General features: G+C 43.3%; 21 protein-coding genes. 16 read left to right on the top strand and 5 right to left on the bottom strand.

Going from position 1 to position 15,877, the window contains the following annotated elements:
• Window positions 1–158 precede the first annotated feature (158 nt).
• The 5 genes from ACT53H_RS02915 to ACT53H_RS02895 all read right to left on the bottom strand — a co-directional run bounded on the left by ACT53H_RS02915 (window position 159) and on the right by ACT53H_RS02895 (window position 3,401).
• Entirely contained in the window at window positions 159–722 is a 564-nt protein-coding gene (locus ACT53H_RS02915; protein WP_476008576.1) for a DUF2815 family protein, read from the bottom strand.
• 5 nt (window positions 723–727) lie between these two features.
• Window positions 728–2,017 (bottom strand): DUF2800 domain-containing protein, encoded by a 1,290-nt coding sequence (locus ACT53H_RS02910; protein WP_476008575.1) that lies wholly within the window; start codon window positions 2,015–2,017, stop codon window positions 728–730.
• A 10-nt stretch (window positions 2,018–2,027) separates the two neighbouring features.
• On the bottom strand, window positions 2,028–2,162 hold the full coding sequence (locus ACT53H_RS02905) for a hypothetical protein (protein WP_476008574.1): 135 nt from the start codon (window positions 2,160–2,162) through the stop codon (window positions 2,028–2,030).
• A 10-nt stretch (window positions 2,163–2,172) separates the two neighbouring features.
• The gene (locus tag ACT53H_RS02900; protein WP_476008573.1) at window positions 2,173–2,628 is read right to left on the bottom strand and encodes a hypothetical protein; all 456 of its coding nucleotides are present in this window, start codon (window positions 2,626–2,628) and stop codon (window positions 2,173–2,175) included.
• Between the two features lie 146 nt (window positions 2,629–2,774).
• Entirely contained in the window at window positions 2,775–3,401 is a 627-nt protein-coding gene (locus ACT53H_RS02895) for a LexA family protein (RefSeq protein ID WP_447604110.1), read from the bottom strand.
• A 152-nt stretch (window positions 3,402–3,553) separates the two neighbouring features.
• Here ACT53H_RS02895 and ACT53H_RS02890 point away from each other — a divergent pair, with 152 nt between their 5' ends.
• The 16 genes from ACT53H_RS02890 to ACT53H_RS02815 all read left to right on the top strand — a co-directional run bounded on the left by ACT53H_RS02890 (window position 3,554) and on the right by ACT53H_RS02815 (window position 15,874).
• The gene (locus tag ACT53H_RS02890; RefSeq protein WP_447604109.1) at window positions 3,554–3,805 is read left to right on the top strand and encodes a helix-turn-helix transcriptional regulator; all 252 of its coding nucleotides are present in this window, start codon (window positions 3,554–3,556) and stop codon (window positions 3,803–3,805) included.
• Window positions 3,802–4,164, top strand: a complete 363-nt coding sequence (locus tag ACT53H_RS02885; protein WP_476008572.1) for a dATP/dGTP diphosphohydrolase domain-containing protein — start codon at window positions 3,802–3,804, stop codon at window positions 4,162–4,164. The genes ACT53H_RS02890 and ACT53H_RS02885 overlap by 4 nt, the downstream gene beginning before the upstream one ends.
• 52 nt (window positions 4,165–4,216) lie before the next feature.
• Window positions 4,217–4,915 carry a hypothetical protein gene (locus ACT53H_RS02880; protein ID WP_476008571.1) on the top strand — a complete coding sequence of 233 codons (699 nt, stop codon included), beginning with the start codon at window positions 4,217–4,219 and terminating at the stop codon, window positions 4,913–4,915.
• A complete protein-coding gene (locus ACT53H_RS02875) occupies window positions 4,912–7,530 on the top strand; it encodes a phage/plasmid primase, P4 family (RefSeq protein ID WP_476008570.1) in 2,619 nt (872 codons plus the stop codon). Before ACT53H_RS02880 ends, ACT53H_RS02875 begins: the two co-directional genes overlap by 4 nt.
• A gap of 216 nt (window positions 7,531–7,746) precedes the next feature.
• On the top strand, window positions 7,747–7,956 hold the full coding sequence (locus ACT53H_RS02870) for a hypothetical protein (RefSeq protein ID WP_447604105.1): 210 nt from the start codon (window positions 7,747–7,749) through the stop codon (window positions 7,954–7,956).
• Window positions 7,956–8,681: a terminase small subunit gene (locus ACT53H_RS02865; RefSeq protein ID WP_476008569.1), complete on the top strand. Its 726-nt coding sequence runs from the start codon at window positions 7,956–7,958 to the stop codon at window positions 8,679–8,681. Before ACT53H_RS02870 ends, ACT53H_RS02865 begins: the two co-directional genes overlap by 1 nt.
• Window positions 8,674–9,297 carry a hypothetical protein gene (locus tag ACT53H_RS02860; RefSeq protein WP_476008568.1) on the top strand — a complete coding sequence of 208 codons (624 nt, stop codon included), beginning with the start codon at window positions 8,674–8,676 and terminating at the stop codon, window positions 9,295–9,297. The genes ACT53H_RS02865 and ACT53H_RS02860 overlap by 8 nt, the downstream gene beginning before the upstream one ends.
• Complete coding sequence (locus ACT53H_RS02855; RefSeq protein ID WP_476008567.1) at window positions 9,294–9,569, top strand: hypothetical protein; 276 nt, start codon at window positions 9,294–9,296, stop codon at window positions 9,567–9,569. Before ACT53H_RS02860 ends, ACT53H_RS02855 begins: the two co-directional genes overlap by 4 nt.
• On the top strand, window positions 9,550–11,172 hold the full coding sequence (locus ACT53H_RS02850; RefSeq protein ID WP_476008566.1) for a terminase: 1,623 nt from the start codon (window positions 9,550–9,552) through the stop codon (window positions 11,170–11,172). Before ACT53H_RS02855 ends, ACT53H_RS02850 begins: the two co-directional genes overlap by 20 nt.
• A gap of 77 nt (window positions 11,173–11,249) precedes the next feature.
• Complete coding sequence (locus tag ACT53H_RS02845; protein WP_476008565.1) at window positions 11,250–11,534, top strand: hypothetical protein; 285 nt, start codon at window positions 11,250–11,252, stop codon at window positions 11,532–11,534.
• 53 nt (window positions 11,535–11,587) lie between these two features.
• Window positions 11,588–13,279 carry a portal protein gene (locus ACT53H_RS02840; RefSeq protein ID WP_476008564.1) on the top strand — a complete coding sequence of 564 codons (1,692 nt, stop codon included), beginning with the start codon at window positions 11,588–11,590 and terminating at the stop codon, window positions 13,277–13,279.
• The gene (locus ACT53H_RS02835) at window positions 13,276–13,608 is read left to right on the top strand and encodes a Bbp19 family protein (protein WP_476008563.1); all 333 of its coding nucleotides are present in this window, start codon (window positions 13,276–13,278) and stop codon (window positions 13,606–13,608) included. Before ACT53H_RS02840 ends, ACT53H_RS02835 begins: the two co-directional genes overlap by 4 nt.
• Window positions 13,574–14,227 carry a hypothetical protein gene (locus ACT53H_RS02830; protein ID WP_476008562.1) on the top strand — a complete coding sequence of 218 codons (654 nt, stop codon included), beginning with the start codon at window positions 13,574–13,576 and terminating at the stop codon, window positions 14,225–14,227. The genes ACT53H_RS02835 and ACT53H_RS02830 overlap by 35 nt, the downstream gene beginning before the upstream one ends.
• 11 nt (window positions 14,228–14,238) lie before the next feature.
• On the top strand, window positions 14,239–15,261 hold the full coding sequence (locus ACT53H_RS02825) for a major capsid protein (RefSeq protein ID WP_476008561.1): 1,023 nt from the start codon (window positions 14,239–14,241) through the stop codon (window positions 15,259–15,261).
• Window positions 15,262–15,274: 13 nt separating this feature from the next.
• Window positions 15,275–15,679, top strand: a complete 405-nt coding sequence (locus ACT53H_RS02820) for a Bbp16 family capsid cement protein (RefSeq protein ID WP_476008560.1) — start codon at window positions 15,275–15,277, stop codon at window positions 15,677–15,679.
• A 12-nt stretch (window positions 15,680–15,691) separates the two neighbouring features.
• Window positions 15,692–15,874 (top strand): hypothetical protein, encoded by a 183-nt coding sequence (locus ACT53H_RS02815; protein WP_476008559.1) that lies wholly within the window; start codon window positions 15,692–15,694, stop codon window positions 15,872–15,874.
• The last annotated feature ends 3 nt before the right edge of the window (window positions 15,875–15,877 follow it).

Raw genomic sequence — 15,877 nt, 5'->3', positions numbered from 1 at the left:
ATTAAGGATTTAAAAATTCGAGTCACACTCTCGCAGTGACCGCGGTAAACGCCTTTCGAGTCATGGGCAAAATCGTTTACAGCCGTGGTTGTTTCCAGTATCGACACTCACGGCTTGTCGATTAGCGTCGGTCTCCTAACGCACTGGCCACTCAACTTTTAAGATTCTGCAAATAGCGCGTCTTCTTCTACGGATTCGGCGCTTAAATCTTCAAAATCATCTTCAGACGCTACGCCACCGCCTGCGAATGCTTCACCGTCTTTCAGGAATTGCACACCGCGAAGTGATGCATTGATGCGTTTACCATAGTTGTTGTCTTGGCACCAAAGCTCAATTGCAGCATTTACATAGCAACCTGCATAAGGGCGACCGTCTGCTTGAACTAATGGTGTTTTGCCGTCACGGTCAAAAATGGTAGGGCGGGTTTTGTTACGTGCAGAGATAAAGAAATTACCTGCATAACCTTCGTAATCCGCTTTAGTGTCACCGTCATGCAAAGCCATACGGTCTTTGGTTTCGATTTCTTTTTTAACTTGAGGCCATTTCGCGCCCCATTTTTCAGCGCCCATTTTTTCCATTGCTTTGTTGATTTCAGCAATTTGCGGATGATCACCTGAAAGGATGAATGATGCAGAGAAAGCAGGCTCGCCTTCGCCATTAACGGTTTTAGCTTCAAATAAAGCAGGGAAAGCAAGGCGTACATTGTTTAAACGAATTTTCATGGGTATTACTCCGATACTGTTAAATCTTCAAATTGTGGTTTCATGTCCAAGGCAGGACGTTTGTCGCTTTCAGGTGCGACAGTAGGTTTACCGTCCGCCTGAGTAATAAGTGCTTGTACTTTTGCCCATTGGCGCGGGCCGATAACTTCTTCTTTTTGAAGTGCTTCAGCTTTGGTCGGGCTAATTAATTTCAGGTCATACATTTGTTCGGTTTTAAGGCGCATGCTCTTAAGCATTTTTTCTGCTTCTTCTGCATCAACCCAAGCTCGTGAACCTTTACGGCCTTGAACCATCTTGAAGCCGGGTATCGCTTCACCTGCATGCATCTTTTGGTGAACAGTTGAATCAACTGCCTTAATCCATCCTTCAAGAAGGGGGATAACCGCATACATTTTGCTGAGCTGTTCGTTCTCAAAACTTGGAACAAGTGCTGTTGCGTTGGTGATTTCTTCTTGCAAATCGAGTTGGGTTAAATCCTCAAACTCGCCTGCAATTGTTTCGACCAAGTGTTTTTGTAGAGCAGGGCAAGTTGCCTTTGCTTTACACCAATGGCACTGTTTTTCGCCCGGATTAAATGAACCTTCTAGGTCAGCAATTGCGCCCCCGTCACCATCTTCTAATCCGACTTCTAAAGAGTGGATATGAGAAACTGAAGCTTTTGCATCACTAGCAAATTCGTAAAGCTCTTCGACTGTTAATACCGCTTCAGATTGATAGCCTAAGCGTGGTTGATGGATGACCATTCGTACTTGTTTAAAGTCGCCGAACATTCCGAACGTTGCTAATGCGCCCAAACTGTAAAGAGATAATTGCTCGTTGCTTTCTGCATCGACCTTTAAGCCTTTGCCGTATTTCAAGTCGTGTACTTGAATTTCTGTTTCGGTTAGAACAACCGCATCGCTTGTGCCGAACGAACCTTCAGCGCCTACGAAATCAGAAAAATCAACACGCTGTTCTACAAGTAACTGATTGCCTTCTGCTTGTGCACGTACCGCATCTAAATAAACTTGGACGTTTTCAACCATTTCTGCATCTACAGTAAAGAAGCTAGAAATTGTGCTTTCAATTTCAGCAATCCAGTGCGCATTTCCTTTGAAGATGACGATCGTGTCACCTTCAAAATCCGCTGCGTTCTTTTCCTGTTCTAAACATTCAGAAGCGAGGAAATGTGCCGCTGTTCCTAAATCTGCATGTTCTGAGCTGCTATCAGGTAGGTCTTTCTCAAGAATTACGCTACCTGCGCAACGCATCCAACGGTGTGCAGAGGAAGGACTTAATTTTGCATGTGCTGTCATGACTAAATCCTTATTGAGCTGCCGTAAAACCTGCTGCAACTGCCAAAGCAATAATGAATAGCAAGGCAAGTACGAATCCGATTAACTCGCCAACTGTAAAGATGGCTTTAATGCGTTTGTTTAAAAATGGAGTTTGAGTGCTCATGCGCATTTCCTTATGCAAGTGCTTTTTCACACGCGTCGATAACAGCCGCGTAATCTTCTTCTTTGATTGTTGGAACAGAAGGCGCGCCCACTTTTTCTAAAATATTGAGAAGTTTTGAACGGTCTTTTTTAGCGACTGCCATACAAGCATCGGTCACTTCTTTTTTGGTGATTGTGGTTGTAGCGGTTTCCACATTTTCAGTTTGTGTAATTTCTTCAACCTGAGCTGTTTCAACTACTTTTACTTCTTCAACTGGTTCTGCTTTTACAGTTTCAGTTTTAACTGGCTTAGAAGTTTTACCTTCTGCGTTTTTAATTTCAGGTTTTGAAGCGTCTGATGCTTTTTCACCGAAGACATAAACTTCAATGTTTGAAGCCTCTGAAACGATGTTTTTAGAGTCAGTTAAGCCTGCTTTGATAAGCTGTTCGCAGATTGCACTGCGCCATTGTTGGATATCTGTTGTCATTTGCGTTCACCCTAAAAGTTACGTTGTACGTAAGTTATGGAGTTAAGTTAAACGCAATTAATACTTACGTCAAGCGTAATTTTATGTTTGAGACGTAAAAAAGCCCGCATTTAATGCAGGCTTTTGATTTATAAAAATTTAAAGTTTCAAACGTCCATTTCCATGCGTTTTACAACACCACAAAAGGTCGTGCCTGGTGGGACTTCAATTACAGGGTATTTATCGTTTAGAGGTTTTAAATAGGTTCCTGACTCATCATCTATTAGTTGTTTAAAGGTAGCTTTATTGCTGTCAGGCATTAATGCGATGACATGGCTTTTATTGTGTGCTTGTTCTTCTGGCTCAACGATGATGATACATCCTTCTGGAAATTTAGCTTCCATACTGTCACCTACAACGCGTAAGGCATATGTGTATTTGCGAGCGCGATACGTTGTTTCTACCCATTCAACATTATCAAGGGCGTGGGGTTCGTTAAACACTTCTTGGCATTTCCCTGCTTGGACCCATGAAATTAAAGGAACTTTTCTTAATTCAGGGGCGGGTTCAAAGTTATCAACTTCTGTTCCTGTGGCAATGGCAAAGAAGTCTGCAACTGTTACACCTAATGCTTCAGCTAATGTAGGTAACTTATCAACTTCAATTCCTTGTTGACCGTTTTCATATCGGGAAATATTCGCGGGTGCAACGCTCAATTTTTCTGCAAGTGTATCTTGAGTCATTTTCTTAGCCTTTCTCAACTTACGCATTGCTTGCCCGATTTCAGTTTTCATGTCTATCCCACATAGGTCTAAAAAGTTGGCTATTTATACCCTATTTTAATGATTATTACGTTAAACGTAATGAAGCGAGGCGTAATTTTGCTTGTTTAAAACTTACGTTTAACGTATATTTTGAAAAGTTACATATAAAAAGGTTAATGAAAATGGCCTCTCCATTAGCAAGAAAACGCAAGGAATTAAAGCTGACTGTTGAACAAGTCGCTTTAGGTGTTGGTTGCTCTCCGCCTAACTACTGGCGCATTGAATCAGGGGAACAGCAACCAAGGAAAAATCTATTGCAAGCGATTATTCGGTATTTCGACGGCGCGCTTTCTGAAATGGAAATCTTATTCCCTGAGCAGTTCGCAAGTGAAGAAGATTTCGAAGACCTCACGCAAGAGGAGAAGACAGAATGATTGAAGGTCAAAAATTTGATAGCGAAAAGCCGCGCTTCTCGCTTATTCCAAAGGGTTCGCTTGCACCTGTAATCAATGTTCTTGAATACGGTGCGCGCAAATATTCAGAAGACAATTGGCGCAAAGTGCCTAATGCACAAACCCGTTATTTCGATGCAGCTCACCGACATTTAAATGCTTGGTGGAATGGGCAAACACTAGACCCTGAAACGGGCGAATCACATTTAGCGCATGCGGTTAGCTGTTTGCTCTTTCTCATTGCATTGGAAAAAGGCCAAGTTCGCGCCATGTGCAGTACTTGTGGTTTTCATCCTTGCCAATGTGCAAATGTCTCTTACGGTGCGGGAGATTTAGGATGAATGCTAAAGATTTTGGCTATATGGAATAACGTGTGTATTGGGAGTTTTGATAATGTCGATTGAACAGATACTTGATCATCTATTTGGTGATATTGATGAAATACAAGATAGAACAAAACGGATTCAATTACGCAACCAAAAAGACAAACTAAAAAAGTCTTTTAAAAGTTTTGATTTTAGCAATGTTACTTTTAGTTCAATGAGTTCGACAATTATTACAGGTTTAACTCATGACGGCTTGAGTTTTAATTGGTACATAAATTCAGGATATAACGAGCGTTCAAGATTTTGTGGAAGTTTGACAATAAATGGTCAATGTGTGTTTACAAGTGGCTCTATAGCTAAAGTTGTTACACATATTGCTAAAGCAATTCCACGCGATATTCCGAATGCTAAAGATTTTAAAGCAGGCGACTTAATAACTTATAACGAGTCAGATTTTATTTATAAAATCGATACGCTTACTTCAGATGGGTTACGCGCAACAACTGTGCATCCTGTCAAGCGTTGCATAATTGCGCTTTTCGAACATGACAAAATTAATCACGCCTCTCCTGAAGAAATAGCGGCAGGGCATCGTATTGAAGAAGATGTGGTGCCAGTTTATGCCAACCCTCAGTTTGCCTACACCATGTTATCTGGTGCACAAGTTGGTTCTGTGCTTCAGATCGCGCGACAAATAGATGACATGGGCGACGATAGCAATTTGCAACACCACCTTTCACCGTTTTGTGAGGTGCGTGACGTATGAGCTATTTCAAGGAATTTGGAAAAACCTTGCTAGCCAATCATTACATGATTGTGCCGATTAAGCAGGGTTTAAAACGTCCTGTTATGGATGGGTGGCAAAACGTTCGGCTTACTGCAAGTGACATACCGCGCTTTGCAAATCAAGGTGTGGGTATTTTAACAGGTCAAGGGCCTTTCCCACTTAGCGCAGTTGATATTGACGTAACAGACGCAGATTTAGCGCACCAGTTTGCAGAATGGTGTCGTGACAATTTGGGTGTGAGTTGTGAGCGTGTCGGGAATGCACCAAAAATATTACTGGTGTATAGAGCAGAAGATTCTGATTGGGGTAAATCGACTTCGGCTTGGTTTGCAGATCCTGCCGAAGTTGATAAACCTTTTAAAGAAATACATAAGCATCGTATCGAAGTGCTTGGTCGCGGTCAACAATTCGTCGCTTATCACGTGCACCCAGACACGGGCAAACCGTACGAATGGGTTGATTTTTTTGGTGGCATTTCTGAATTTGCTGCTAATGCCTTGCCGACCATTACCAAAGAACAGGTAGAAGAAGCAATTCAAGCCTTTGAACGTATGGCTGAAGAACACGGCTTTGTTCGGGTTAAAAACAGCAAATCACGTATTGGTGCTTTGACATCTAGCGAACTGGCAGATGAAGAAGATTTATTAATGACGACTACGGCAACAATCGGTTGGTCGTTGGATGATGCAAAAAAATATTTAGAACATATAGACAATGAAGATTATGACACTTGGTTGCGTGTGGGGATGTCTTTACATCATGAGTTTGACGGCAATGATGATGCTCTCGAACTATGGAATGAATGGAGTTCTACCGCATCGAATTACGTTAGCTTTGAAGAGCTCGAATATCGTTGGGGTACGTTTAACGGCACCGGATCAAGTATCGTCACCGCGCACTGGTTACTTAAGACAGGTCGCGAATCTAAACAGGCAAAAATTAGATTAGAGAAACGTCAGATTCTTGCTGACATCAAAAATCAGATTAATGATTGCCGTGACCAACAAGAGCTTTTGCAAGTTGTCGCCAAAGAAGCAGGCAAGGTTGCGGGTAGTGATTTGGCATTACGTACTGAACTATCAGGCTTATTACGTCAACGCTTCAAGCAATTAACCAAAATCAGTATTTCAGCACGTGAAGTAAATATCGCTATGGGGGGTCGCAAAGTGCAAATTGCACTAGACGATGCCCAAAAGCGCCCGATGACTGAATTCGGTAATGCTTCAAGAATGTTAGACGCTTACGGCAACGAAATCATGTTCGTGGCTGAAACAAATACCTGGTACAGATGGAACGGCGTTTATTGGGAATTGTGCGTAAACATGGTCATCGAACAGTTTGCAAAACAAACTGTTTTGGCTATGGGTGACGAAGCTAAAAAGATTGATGACGACTCGCAACGTGCCGAGTTCTATCAGTTTTGCGCCATGTCTCAAAAAGCGTTTATGGTCAAAAACATGGTGACGCTTGCGCAATCCGACCCACGTGTACTTGTGCCGATCAAAGAATTGGACAGTGATATTTACTTGTTGGGCTGTGCAAACGGCGCAGTGGATTTGCGTACGGGCGATTTAGTCAAGCCTAACCAAGAATTGCTAATCACGTATAGCACTGGTGTCGATTACAACCCTAAAGCCAAATGCCCTTTATTTGAAAAGACGGTTCTTGATGCCTTCTTTGGCGATCAAGAAATGGCGGATTTTTTCCGTCGTTTAATGGGCTACGCGATTTTAGGAAGTCCTATTGAAAACCTAATGATTATACCGTTTGGCGATGGCTCTAATGGTAAATCCACTATTTTTACAACCATTTCTAAAGCCCTTGGCGATTATTCAACAACCACGTCGCCTGAAACCTTCTTAGGGGATACAAAATCATCGGCAGGTGGGGCACGTGAAGACGTTTTGCGTTTACGTGGTTCTCGCTTTGTCTATGTTGGTGAGCCTGACGAAAACAAAGAGCTTAAAGAAAATCTTGTAAAAACCATTACAGGTGGCGAAAAAATTAGTGCACGGGGTCTTTACTCAAGGCACACCGTGGAGTTTGTACCCACTTGGACAGTGGTTATGCCTACAAACCATAAACCGATCATTAAAGGCAGCGATCACGGTATTTGGCGTCGTCTAATGATGATTCCTTTCGAACGTAACTACGATACTGACAAAAGCGTAGTTAAAGACCCTTTCCTTACAACCAAGCTCACGGACGAATTGTCAGGGGTATTGGCTTGGCTTGTGCGTGGTGCAATCGAATATCAGCAAGAGGGTTTAAACCCTCACGCTAAGTCGAAACAAGCACGTGAAGAATACCGCGATGAAATGGACCTTTTAAAGGACTGGATCAGTGAATGCTGTGAAGTTGGCGACCCCGAATCCGTTTCTGAGCTTTCATCAAACCTTTGGACTAGTTGGCACGAGTATGCCGCTAAAAAGGGCGAACTTCGCTACATACCTACAGCAAGAAGCTTAGGGCGGCGTTTAAGTTCGAAATTTAAAACAGCAAAAGGCGCAAACGGTGCAAGAAAAATGCTTGGTATTCGTGTGCGCGTTTCTGCGGATTCTGACTTATTTGAGGACGAAAGCAGTAAGCAGTAGGGGGTGAGCACGTAGTTTTTTGCGTATTTGCATTTTATTGCGTGTTCGTTGTTGTAGGCGTTTCGGTTTTAGTGGCGTTAAGGCGTTTGAATGGCATTTTTCTATAACTTTCTATTTATATATATAGGACTTTATAGAAAAAACATAAATAAACGCCTTAACGCCACCTCCAAAGACAAAAACGCAGAAATTAACGACTTGGCAGGAGGGGCGCGCATGCCTGTATTGGCTTTTCTCCCTGAATTTGTAGTGAAAGACAAAGTAAAACGCGACTCTACGCCAAAAGTGACAGAGGAAGATGTGAAGAACATTCGCGAATTACATAAATCAGGTCTGTCTTTCCGACAACTTGGGCACAAATACGATATTTCCCATGAAATGTGCAGACGAATCTGCAATGGCTATTGCTATAAGGAGGTCTTCTAATGGCTTTACGCGGAAAACAACAAAGATTTGTAGATGAATATCTGATTGATCGTAACGCAACGCAAGCTGCAATTCGCGCAGGATATTCTGCAAAAACTGCATATTCAATTGGCGAACAGAACTTGAAGAAACTTGAAGTTAAAAAAGCCATTGAAGAGGGCGAAGCTGAACTTGCAGAACGCAACAAGATCACCCAAGACAAAGTATTAAATCGCTTATGGGAAATGGCACAAGCAGACCCTAACGAATTACAGCGTTTTGTGCGTGTAAATTGCAGATTTTGTTGGGGAATTGATCACAACTACCAATGGACTACAGGCGAATTTAAAAGAGCAATTGCCCATGCACACGAAACCAATGCCCCAGAACCTAAGTGTGAAGGCGGCTTAGACTTTGATCGTCTCAAAGAGCCAAACCCAGATTGCCCTGAATGCCGCGGCGAAGGTGTTGGCTATACACATGTTGCAGATACCACAAAGGTAAGCCCACAAGCCCGTTTGATCTATGCAGGCGTTAAAGAGACGCAACACGGCATAGAAATCAAGATGCACGACCAACTAGGCGCATTGATTAAAGCAGGTCAACACATTGGCATGTTCAAAGAACGTGTAGAACACAGCAATGACCCAGAAAACCCACTAACAGACCCGAAAGCATCAAGCAAAAAGCTATCTGCACTTGCCAAGTTGATGAAGGCTAAAAAGAAGGTGAAAGGCGATGAATAATTCATTAATCAAAAAGATTGCACTAGAAAACGGCTTTAATTTGAAAAAGCAACTAAACGGTGACTGTGATTTACACCCGTATGTTTATGCATTTGCCAATAAGTTATTGGAGGAAAAGCAAAAAGAAATTGATTTACTGCACAGCAACTACAAGCATCTACTTGGCAAGTATCAACCTACTAAGCAGCTTCAATACAGTACATCTGAGCATAATTCACGCCTTCATAGAACATTGCTTTTTGTCAAAGATCATTTCGATATGAATGGTTTGAACAAAGCAATGCCACGTGTTTATGAAGAAATCACAGAGTGCTTAGATAATCAACCGCGCAAAGTACATAACACATCATGCACCTATCAATTTGAGCTTGCATTTCTTCACCTGCAAGACACGCCTGAGCTACGCAAAATGTATTGGTCTGCATTAGGCCAATTGCAATTTGATTCTAACGATCAGGTTATTCCACCTGAGCTTGAAGAGTGCCCATGTTGCAATGCAAAGATTCAAATAGTAGGAGTCGAAACAGTCGGCTATGAGACTTATGAAATAGGCATTGATGAGAGCGGCAATAGATATATCAGGCATCGATATGGCGAATGGGAGTTTGAAGAATGAAAATAGCTGCCGTAATTTTCTCGCTTATATTCATGGCCTTTTTTTCAGGAGCACTGACCTTGCTAATGCTCAAGATGAAATGCATTAGCAAGAAAAAATCATTTTCATATTTCACATGGTTATTTTTCATTGTTGCCGTTGGTCTTTATTTCAAATTATTTGGTAATCAACATTTCAAGGACCTTTCAGACGTTTGGTTTATTTTCGCAATGGGTTACAGCATTGTGTATGGCCCTGAAGATTGGGGGATGTATGACCAAAACAGCCGATGATGAAATTCTCGCATTGCTTGCTGAAATGAGCGAATCGGAAATCGAGCAATATCTATTGGAACTTGATGAAGATGAACGTGCAGAAATCATCAAGCTTCTTGCAGATGCGCCTGTATGGTTCCCGCTTGAAGGTCCGCAAATGGCTGCTTACTTATCACAAGCTGACATTATCGGCTTCGGCGGTGCAGCGGGCGGGGGCAAGACAGATTTAGTAATCGGGTCATGTTTGACGACCCATAAGCGTAGTCTTGTCGTACGTAAGGAGAAAGCGCAGACAGATGGCATTGTGCAACGCGGTGAAGAAATCTTAGGGCATAAGAACGGCTATAACTCGCAAAAGTCACAATGGAATTTAGGCGGCGGACGATTAATTGAATTCGGCGGCTTAGACAACATGGGGGATGAGAAGCGTTGGCAGGGACGTGCACATGATTTAAAGGCCCTTGATGAAGCTACTGAGATTCGAGAATCACAAGCTCGTTTTGTTATGGGATGGAATCGTTCGTCTGACCCTACGATTAAATCCAAAGTGCTTATGACCTTTAACCCTCCAACTACTGCGGAAGGCAGATGGGTAATTGATTTTTTTGCGCCTTGGATTAAGAAAGGGTATCCCAACCCTGCAAAGCCCGGTGAATTACGTTGGTTCGCTATGATCGATGGTAAAGAACAAGAGGTTGAAAGCAATAAGCCATTTGTATTGATCGATGAGCAAATCGTTTATGACTTTGACCCTAACGACTATAAACCCGAGCACGTTATCAAACCTAAATCACGCACGTTCATTCCGGCACGTGTGACAGATAACAAGTACTACATGGAAACAGGCTACATGAGTACTTTACAAGCATTGCCTGAACCTTTGAGGTCACAAATGTTATACGGCGATTTCGGTGCAGGTATTGAGGATGACCCATGGCAAGTTATCCCGACAGAATGGGTAGAAGCAGCACAATCACGTTGGAAAGAATTAGCAGAAATGCGCATGTTGCATCGTGGCGATTTCAAAATGGATTCTTACGGCTTAGACGTTGCACGTGGGGGCGGGGATAACACAATTGGTTATGGACGCTATAAGTTTTGGTATGACCGTGCAAATGTGCTTGAGGGCAAAGACTCACCAGACGGACCAACTAGCGCATCCTTTGCTGTGTCACATGTAAGAGACCATGCGCCCATTCATGTCGATGTCATTGGAGTTGGTGCAAGTACTTACGATTTCTTAAAGCAATCAGGTATGCATGTAATTCCTGTTGATGTTCGTAATGCTGCAACGTCTTTCGACCGATCGGGTCAGCTTTCTTTCTTCAACCTACGTTCACAACTCTGGTGGCAATTCCGCGAAGCCCTTGACCCCGCATACGGTAGTACAGTTGCTTTGCCTCCTGAACCGCAGCTTTTAGCAGACTTAACCGCACCACGTTGGGCCTTACAAGGTACAAAAATCAAAGTGGAATCACGCGAAGAGATTGTTAAACGTATTGGTCGCAGCCCCGACTATGGTTCTGCAATTATCAATGCGCAAATTGACACACCTAAACGCCACATCATGCAGTCAATCAATGCGTCAGCTGCAAGACGTGATTACGACCCGTTTGCGTAGTGTCAACAGGAAACAGGGCCTTGTGCATTTCACAAAAGCATAATGATACGAATGACAACCTCACTCGGAGTTCTCACATGTGCAGTAGCAATTTTACGGATGTTTTATTTGGCGGTAATAGCGTGCTTGATAAGACCGCAAAGCTTTTTGGTATGGACGCAAAGAAAGCGGATATTCAAGCACCACCTAAAACCACAGTGCGCCAAGACTCAAAAACCCCTGACGCATCGGCAACAATCGACCGTGTGCAAAATGCACAAAACTCTATGTCTGGCGGCATTGCGAACACGTTATACACCGATGCAACGGGTGTTGATGATGAGCAATTACGCTTAGGCAAGAAAACATTATTAGGCGGTTAAGAAGATGAAAGTTTTCTTTGAGGGCTACGGCTTAGGTTAAAGGGTATTTAACAATGGTTGAAGATGATATCAGAGCGCTGAAAAAACGGTTTGATGCCGTTTGGCAACTCCGTGTCAGCGATATGGACGATTATTGTGCGGAGTTAGCTTTGCACGTTTTGCCTGTTGCTATTAAAACGATTAAGAACCAACAAAAGCATGATCGTGCTGCTTGGTCAAAGATCGTTGATAACACAGGTAAAGATTCGCTGAAAACACTTGCAGCGGGCATGGTATCGGGAACATGTTCACCAAGCCGCAAGTGGTTTACTTTGCAAGCCGCTGACGAAGTATTGCAGAAAGATATTGAAGTAAAACAATGGCTTAAAGCTGTTGAAGATGCGTGTTACGTTGCCTTTTCACGTAGCAATGTATATCGCTCTGTACATCATATCTACATGCAAGAAGGTGCCTTCGGTATTGGTACAGCATTAGCGCCTGATCATGGGCCAAATGCTAAAGCTGAAACGATGGACCTTATCCCGATGACCTTCGGGGAATTTGCGATTACTACCGATCAGTTTAATAAACCGAACGGCGTTTTCCGTAAGTTCAAATTAACCACGGCTAACATGGTTAAGCAATTTGGCCTTGAAAATGTTTCAGACACAATCAAAAGCGCATTTAACAATAAGAACTACGAACAGGAATTCGATGTTCATCATGCGATTTATGAGCGTGTAGATGCCAAGGGCCACGGTCCTAAGAACATGCCTTATGCATCGATCTACTACGAACCAAGTGCAACTGACAAATTGCTACGTGAAAGCGGCATGATGAGCTTTCAGGTTATTTGTGGACGTTGGACCGTTTCTAGTAGTGACGTCTACGGCGAAGGGCCTGCAAGCGATTGCATAGGCGATTTAAAAGCATTGCAGAAAGGGCACCAACAAATTGCAGTTGGCGTTGATTATCAAGTTCGACCGCCTTTGTTATTGCCTGACTATCTAAAAGGCCATGAGCGCGAAACCTTGCCGAATGGCATTGCTTTTTACCAAGCATCGCCAACAAGTCAAGTTGCACAAGTTCAAGCAATGTTGAATGTGCAATTCGATTTAAATGGTGTTATGGCGCAAATTGCACAATGCCAAGAGCGTGTCAAACGTGCATTTCATACGGATTTGTTCATGATGCTCGATGCTTTTGACAAAGGCCAAATGACAGCAACCGAAGTGTATGAACGTAAATCTGAAAAGATGCTTATGCTTGGTCCTGTTGTTGAGCGGCAGATCGATGAATTATTACGACCGCTTGTAGAACTTTGTGTTGAACGTGTATTGCGTGATAACGCCTATTTACGACAAATCGCACCTGAAGCAATCCAAAACGCAGATGTCGAAATTAACTTCGTATCTATCCTTGCGCTTGCACAAAAATCTTCTGACTCCGCTGTTCTTGAACGTGCTTTAGCAATGGTTGGTCAGATTGCGCAAGTGGATCCTCAAGTATTAGACAAATTTGACACTGACAAATTCCTTGATGAATACGCAACGAATAACGGCGTGTCTCCTAACATTTTCCGTCCGAAACGCGTAGTGGATGAAATCCGTAATCAACGCGCACAGCAACAGCAAATGGCACAAGAGCAAGCACTTGCAGCGCAACAAGCACAAACCCAAAACACTAATGCCAATACGGTGAAAACTGTAAGCGATACAGATGCAGAAACCATTTCTGACATGTTCTTGCAAGGCGGTGCGGCATGAGCGAATTAGAGCAAAAGCGGCTTGATAGCAAGAGCGTACGTGACCAGGAACTAAACGACCTGAAATCTATTCTTGCAACTGATTATGGTAAGCGCTTTTTAATGCGCTTAATTGATCGCGCAAACCTATATCAGCCCACCTATGGCGGTGGGGCACAAATCAGTGATTTTGCTTTCATGGAAGGTCGCCGAGAGTTCGGCCTATACATCCTTGGTGAAATCACACAAGCAAATTCAGATGCATGGTTAGACATGCAAAAACAACAATTTTCAAAACTTAAAGAGAAGGTGAGCCATGAGCGAAGCAGCAATGACTACGACAACGACTGATACAGCAACTACGGCTACAACTACAGATACGCCTGCTGTAACTACAACTGAAAATAATGCAGGTACACCGCCAGCAACTACGGTTGAAACAACACCTACAACAACCACGACTGAAAATCAAGAAACTAAGCCCGAAGTGCTTTTAGGCGGGGAACAACCTCCTGCGGAACAACCGATTCAGTACACCGATTTCACAATGCCTGAAGGCTTTGAAATGAACGGCGATGATGCAAAGGTGCTTCAAGAGTTAGGGCAACAGTTCAAAATGCCTCAAGAAGCAGTGCAAAAGCTTGTGGATTTAGGCGTTCAAATGCAGCAACGCCAAGTACAAGAGCAACAAAAAACGATTCTTTCTTGGCTAGATGCCGCTAAGGCAGATAAGGAGTACGGCGGCGAAAACCTAGAAAAGAACCTGTTGACAGCGCAACGCGCCTTCAGCTTACCGAAAGGCGCCGAAATCTCTAAGATTCTTTATATGAGCGGACTTGGTAACCATCCCGCTGTAATTGGCTTTATGACCGAAGTCGGCAAATTGTTAGAACCTGACAATATGACGCATGGCCGTGGGGCAAATAACGCGAGTGTGACGCCAGCGACCGTATGGTATGACAAATCATAAGGAATACTTAGATGCCTACGATTGTACAAACAAACCCAACCTTAGCCGACGTTGCGCATAACATTGGTACGAACTCTAAGGTTGGTGCGATTATCGAAGTACTCAATAAACGTCAAGATTTACTTGACGATGCTGTAGTGCTTGAAGCGAATAGCGGTACCAACAATAAAACCAGTGTTCGTTCTGGTTTACCAAAGGGCACTTGGCGTAAATTGAACTACGGTGTGCAACCTGAAAAAACATCACGTGTTCAAGTCTCTGACAGTACAGGTCAGTTAACTTCATATTCTGAAGTTGATAAAACCTTGTACGACCTTCAAGGCGAAAACAAAAAGCAATGGCGCTCTGAAGAAGATGCAGGCTTTTTAGAAGGTATGTCTCAAGAGGTAATGGAAAACATTATCTACGGCGATGTTGCAGGTGATGTATCAACTTTCAACGGTTTGGCAACACGATACAACCATCTTATTGACCCTGAAACAGGCGTTGCCCCTGCAAACGCTGTAAATATTTTAGATGCAGGCGGTACTGGTACTGACAATACGTCAATTTACATTGTGCAATGGGGTCGTGAAAAAACCCACTTGTTCTATCCGAAGGGTACACAAGCGGGCCTTGATATCCAAGACAAAGGGCAAGAAACCGTACTTGATGCACAAGGCGGTCGCTTTGAAGCAATGCGCACATACTTCCAATGGGATGTTGGTTTGTCGGTACGCGACTGGCGTTCGGTAATTCGCATTGCGAATATTGACGTTTCTGAACTTTCAAAAGACGGTACTACAGGCGCAAACCTTATCGATCTTTTAGACGACGCATTGTCTTTGTTGCCTTTAGCAGGTTCGGCACGTACCGCGATTTATATGAACCGTACAGTTAACCAAGCCCTAAAAGGCCAAGTTAACCATTTCAAAAATGTGCGCTTAACTCTTGAAGATTTCCGTAAAGATGGTAGCCGCAAAATTCAAGCATGGGATGGTGAGCCTATTCGCATCTGTGATGTGATCCTCAACACCGAAGCCCGTGTAGTTTAAGGAGAATTTGACCATGGCATTAGTTGATAAATTACTACAGTTCTCCGATAAGCAAGCTATTGCGGCGGGTGCTAGTACGTTCACTTTGGACACAGTCCATAAATCTGTAGGTACTGCGGGTTTGCCTATTTGCCTACAAGGACATGTGGTTGCCCCTGCAAACGCTACTGTTACCGTAACGCTTGAAGAAAGTGCAGATGGTACGACATTCACCGCTGCGGCTGCTTCCAAAGCTTTTAAAGCAGCTGAGTTAAACAAAGGCACTTTCTTCTACGTGAACAGTGCAACCAAACGTTTTATTCGTTTGTCGTATGCCGTTGCCAATGCACCGACCGGAACGATTTCCGCTTGGCTTGGTAATCAAGCAGATATCCGTACAAATTACGACGCTGTAACAGGCGCGACTGTTCCAGTTTAAGGAGTTGCTTAAATGTCAGAAGTATTAGTAGTTGCAACCAAAAAAGGTTTTTATCACGGGATTCGTGATGTTGGTACACAGTTTTATGTACCTGCGGATATGGTGAATCCGAAAGTAAAAACTTGGTTTAAGTCTGTTGAAGAAAAGCCTAAGCCATCGGGTCGAGGCGCGACAGGCTCAACACAAGCTGAGTAAAGC

Source organism: Acinetobacter sp. DMC2, from assembly GCF_056314305.1.
The sequence above is the reverse complement of the archived record's forward strand: the minus strand, read 5'-3'. Positions and strand labels throughout refer to the sequence as shown.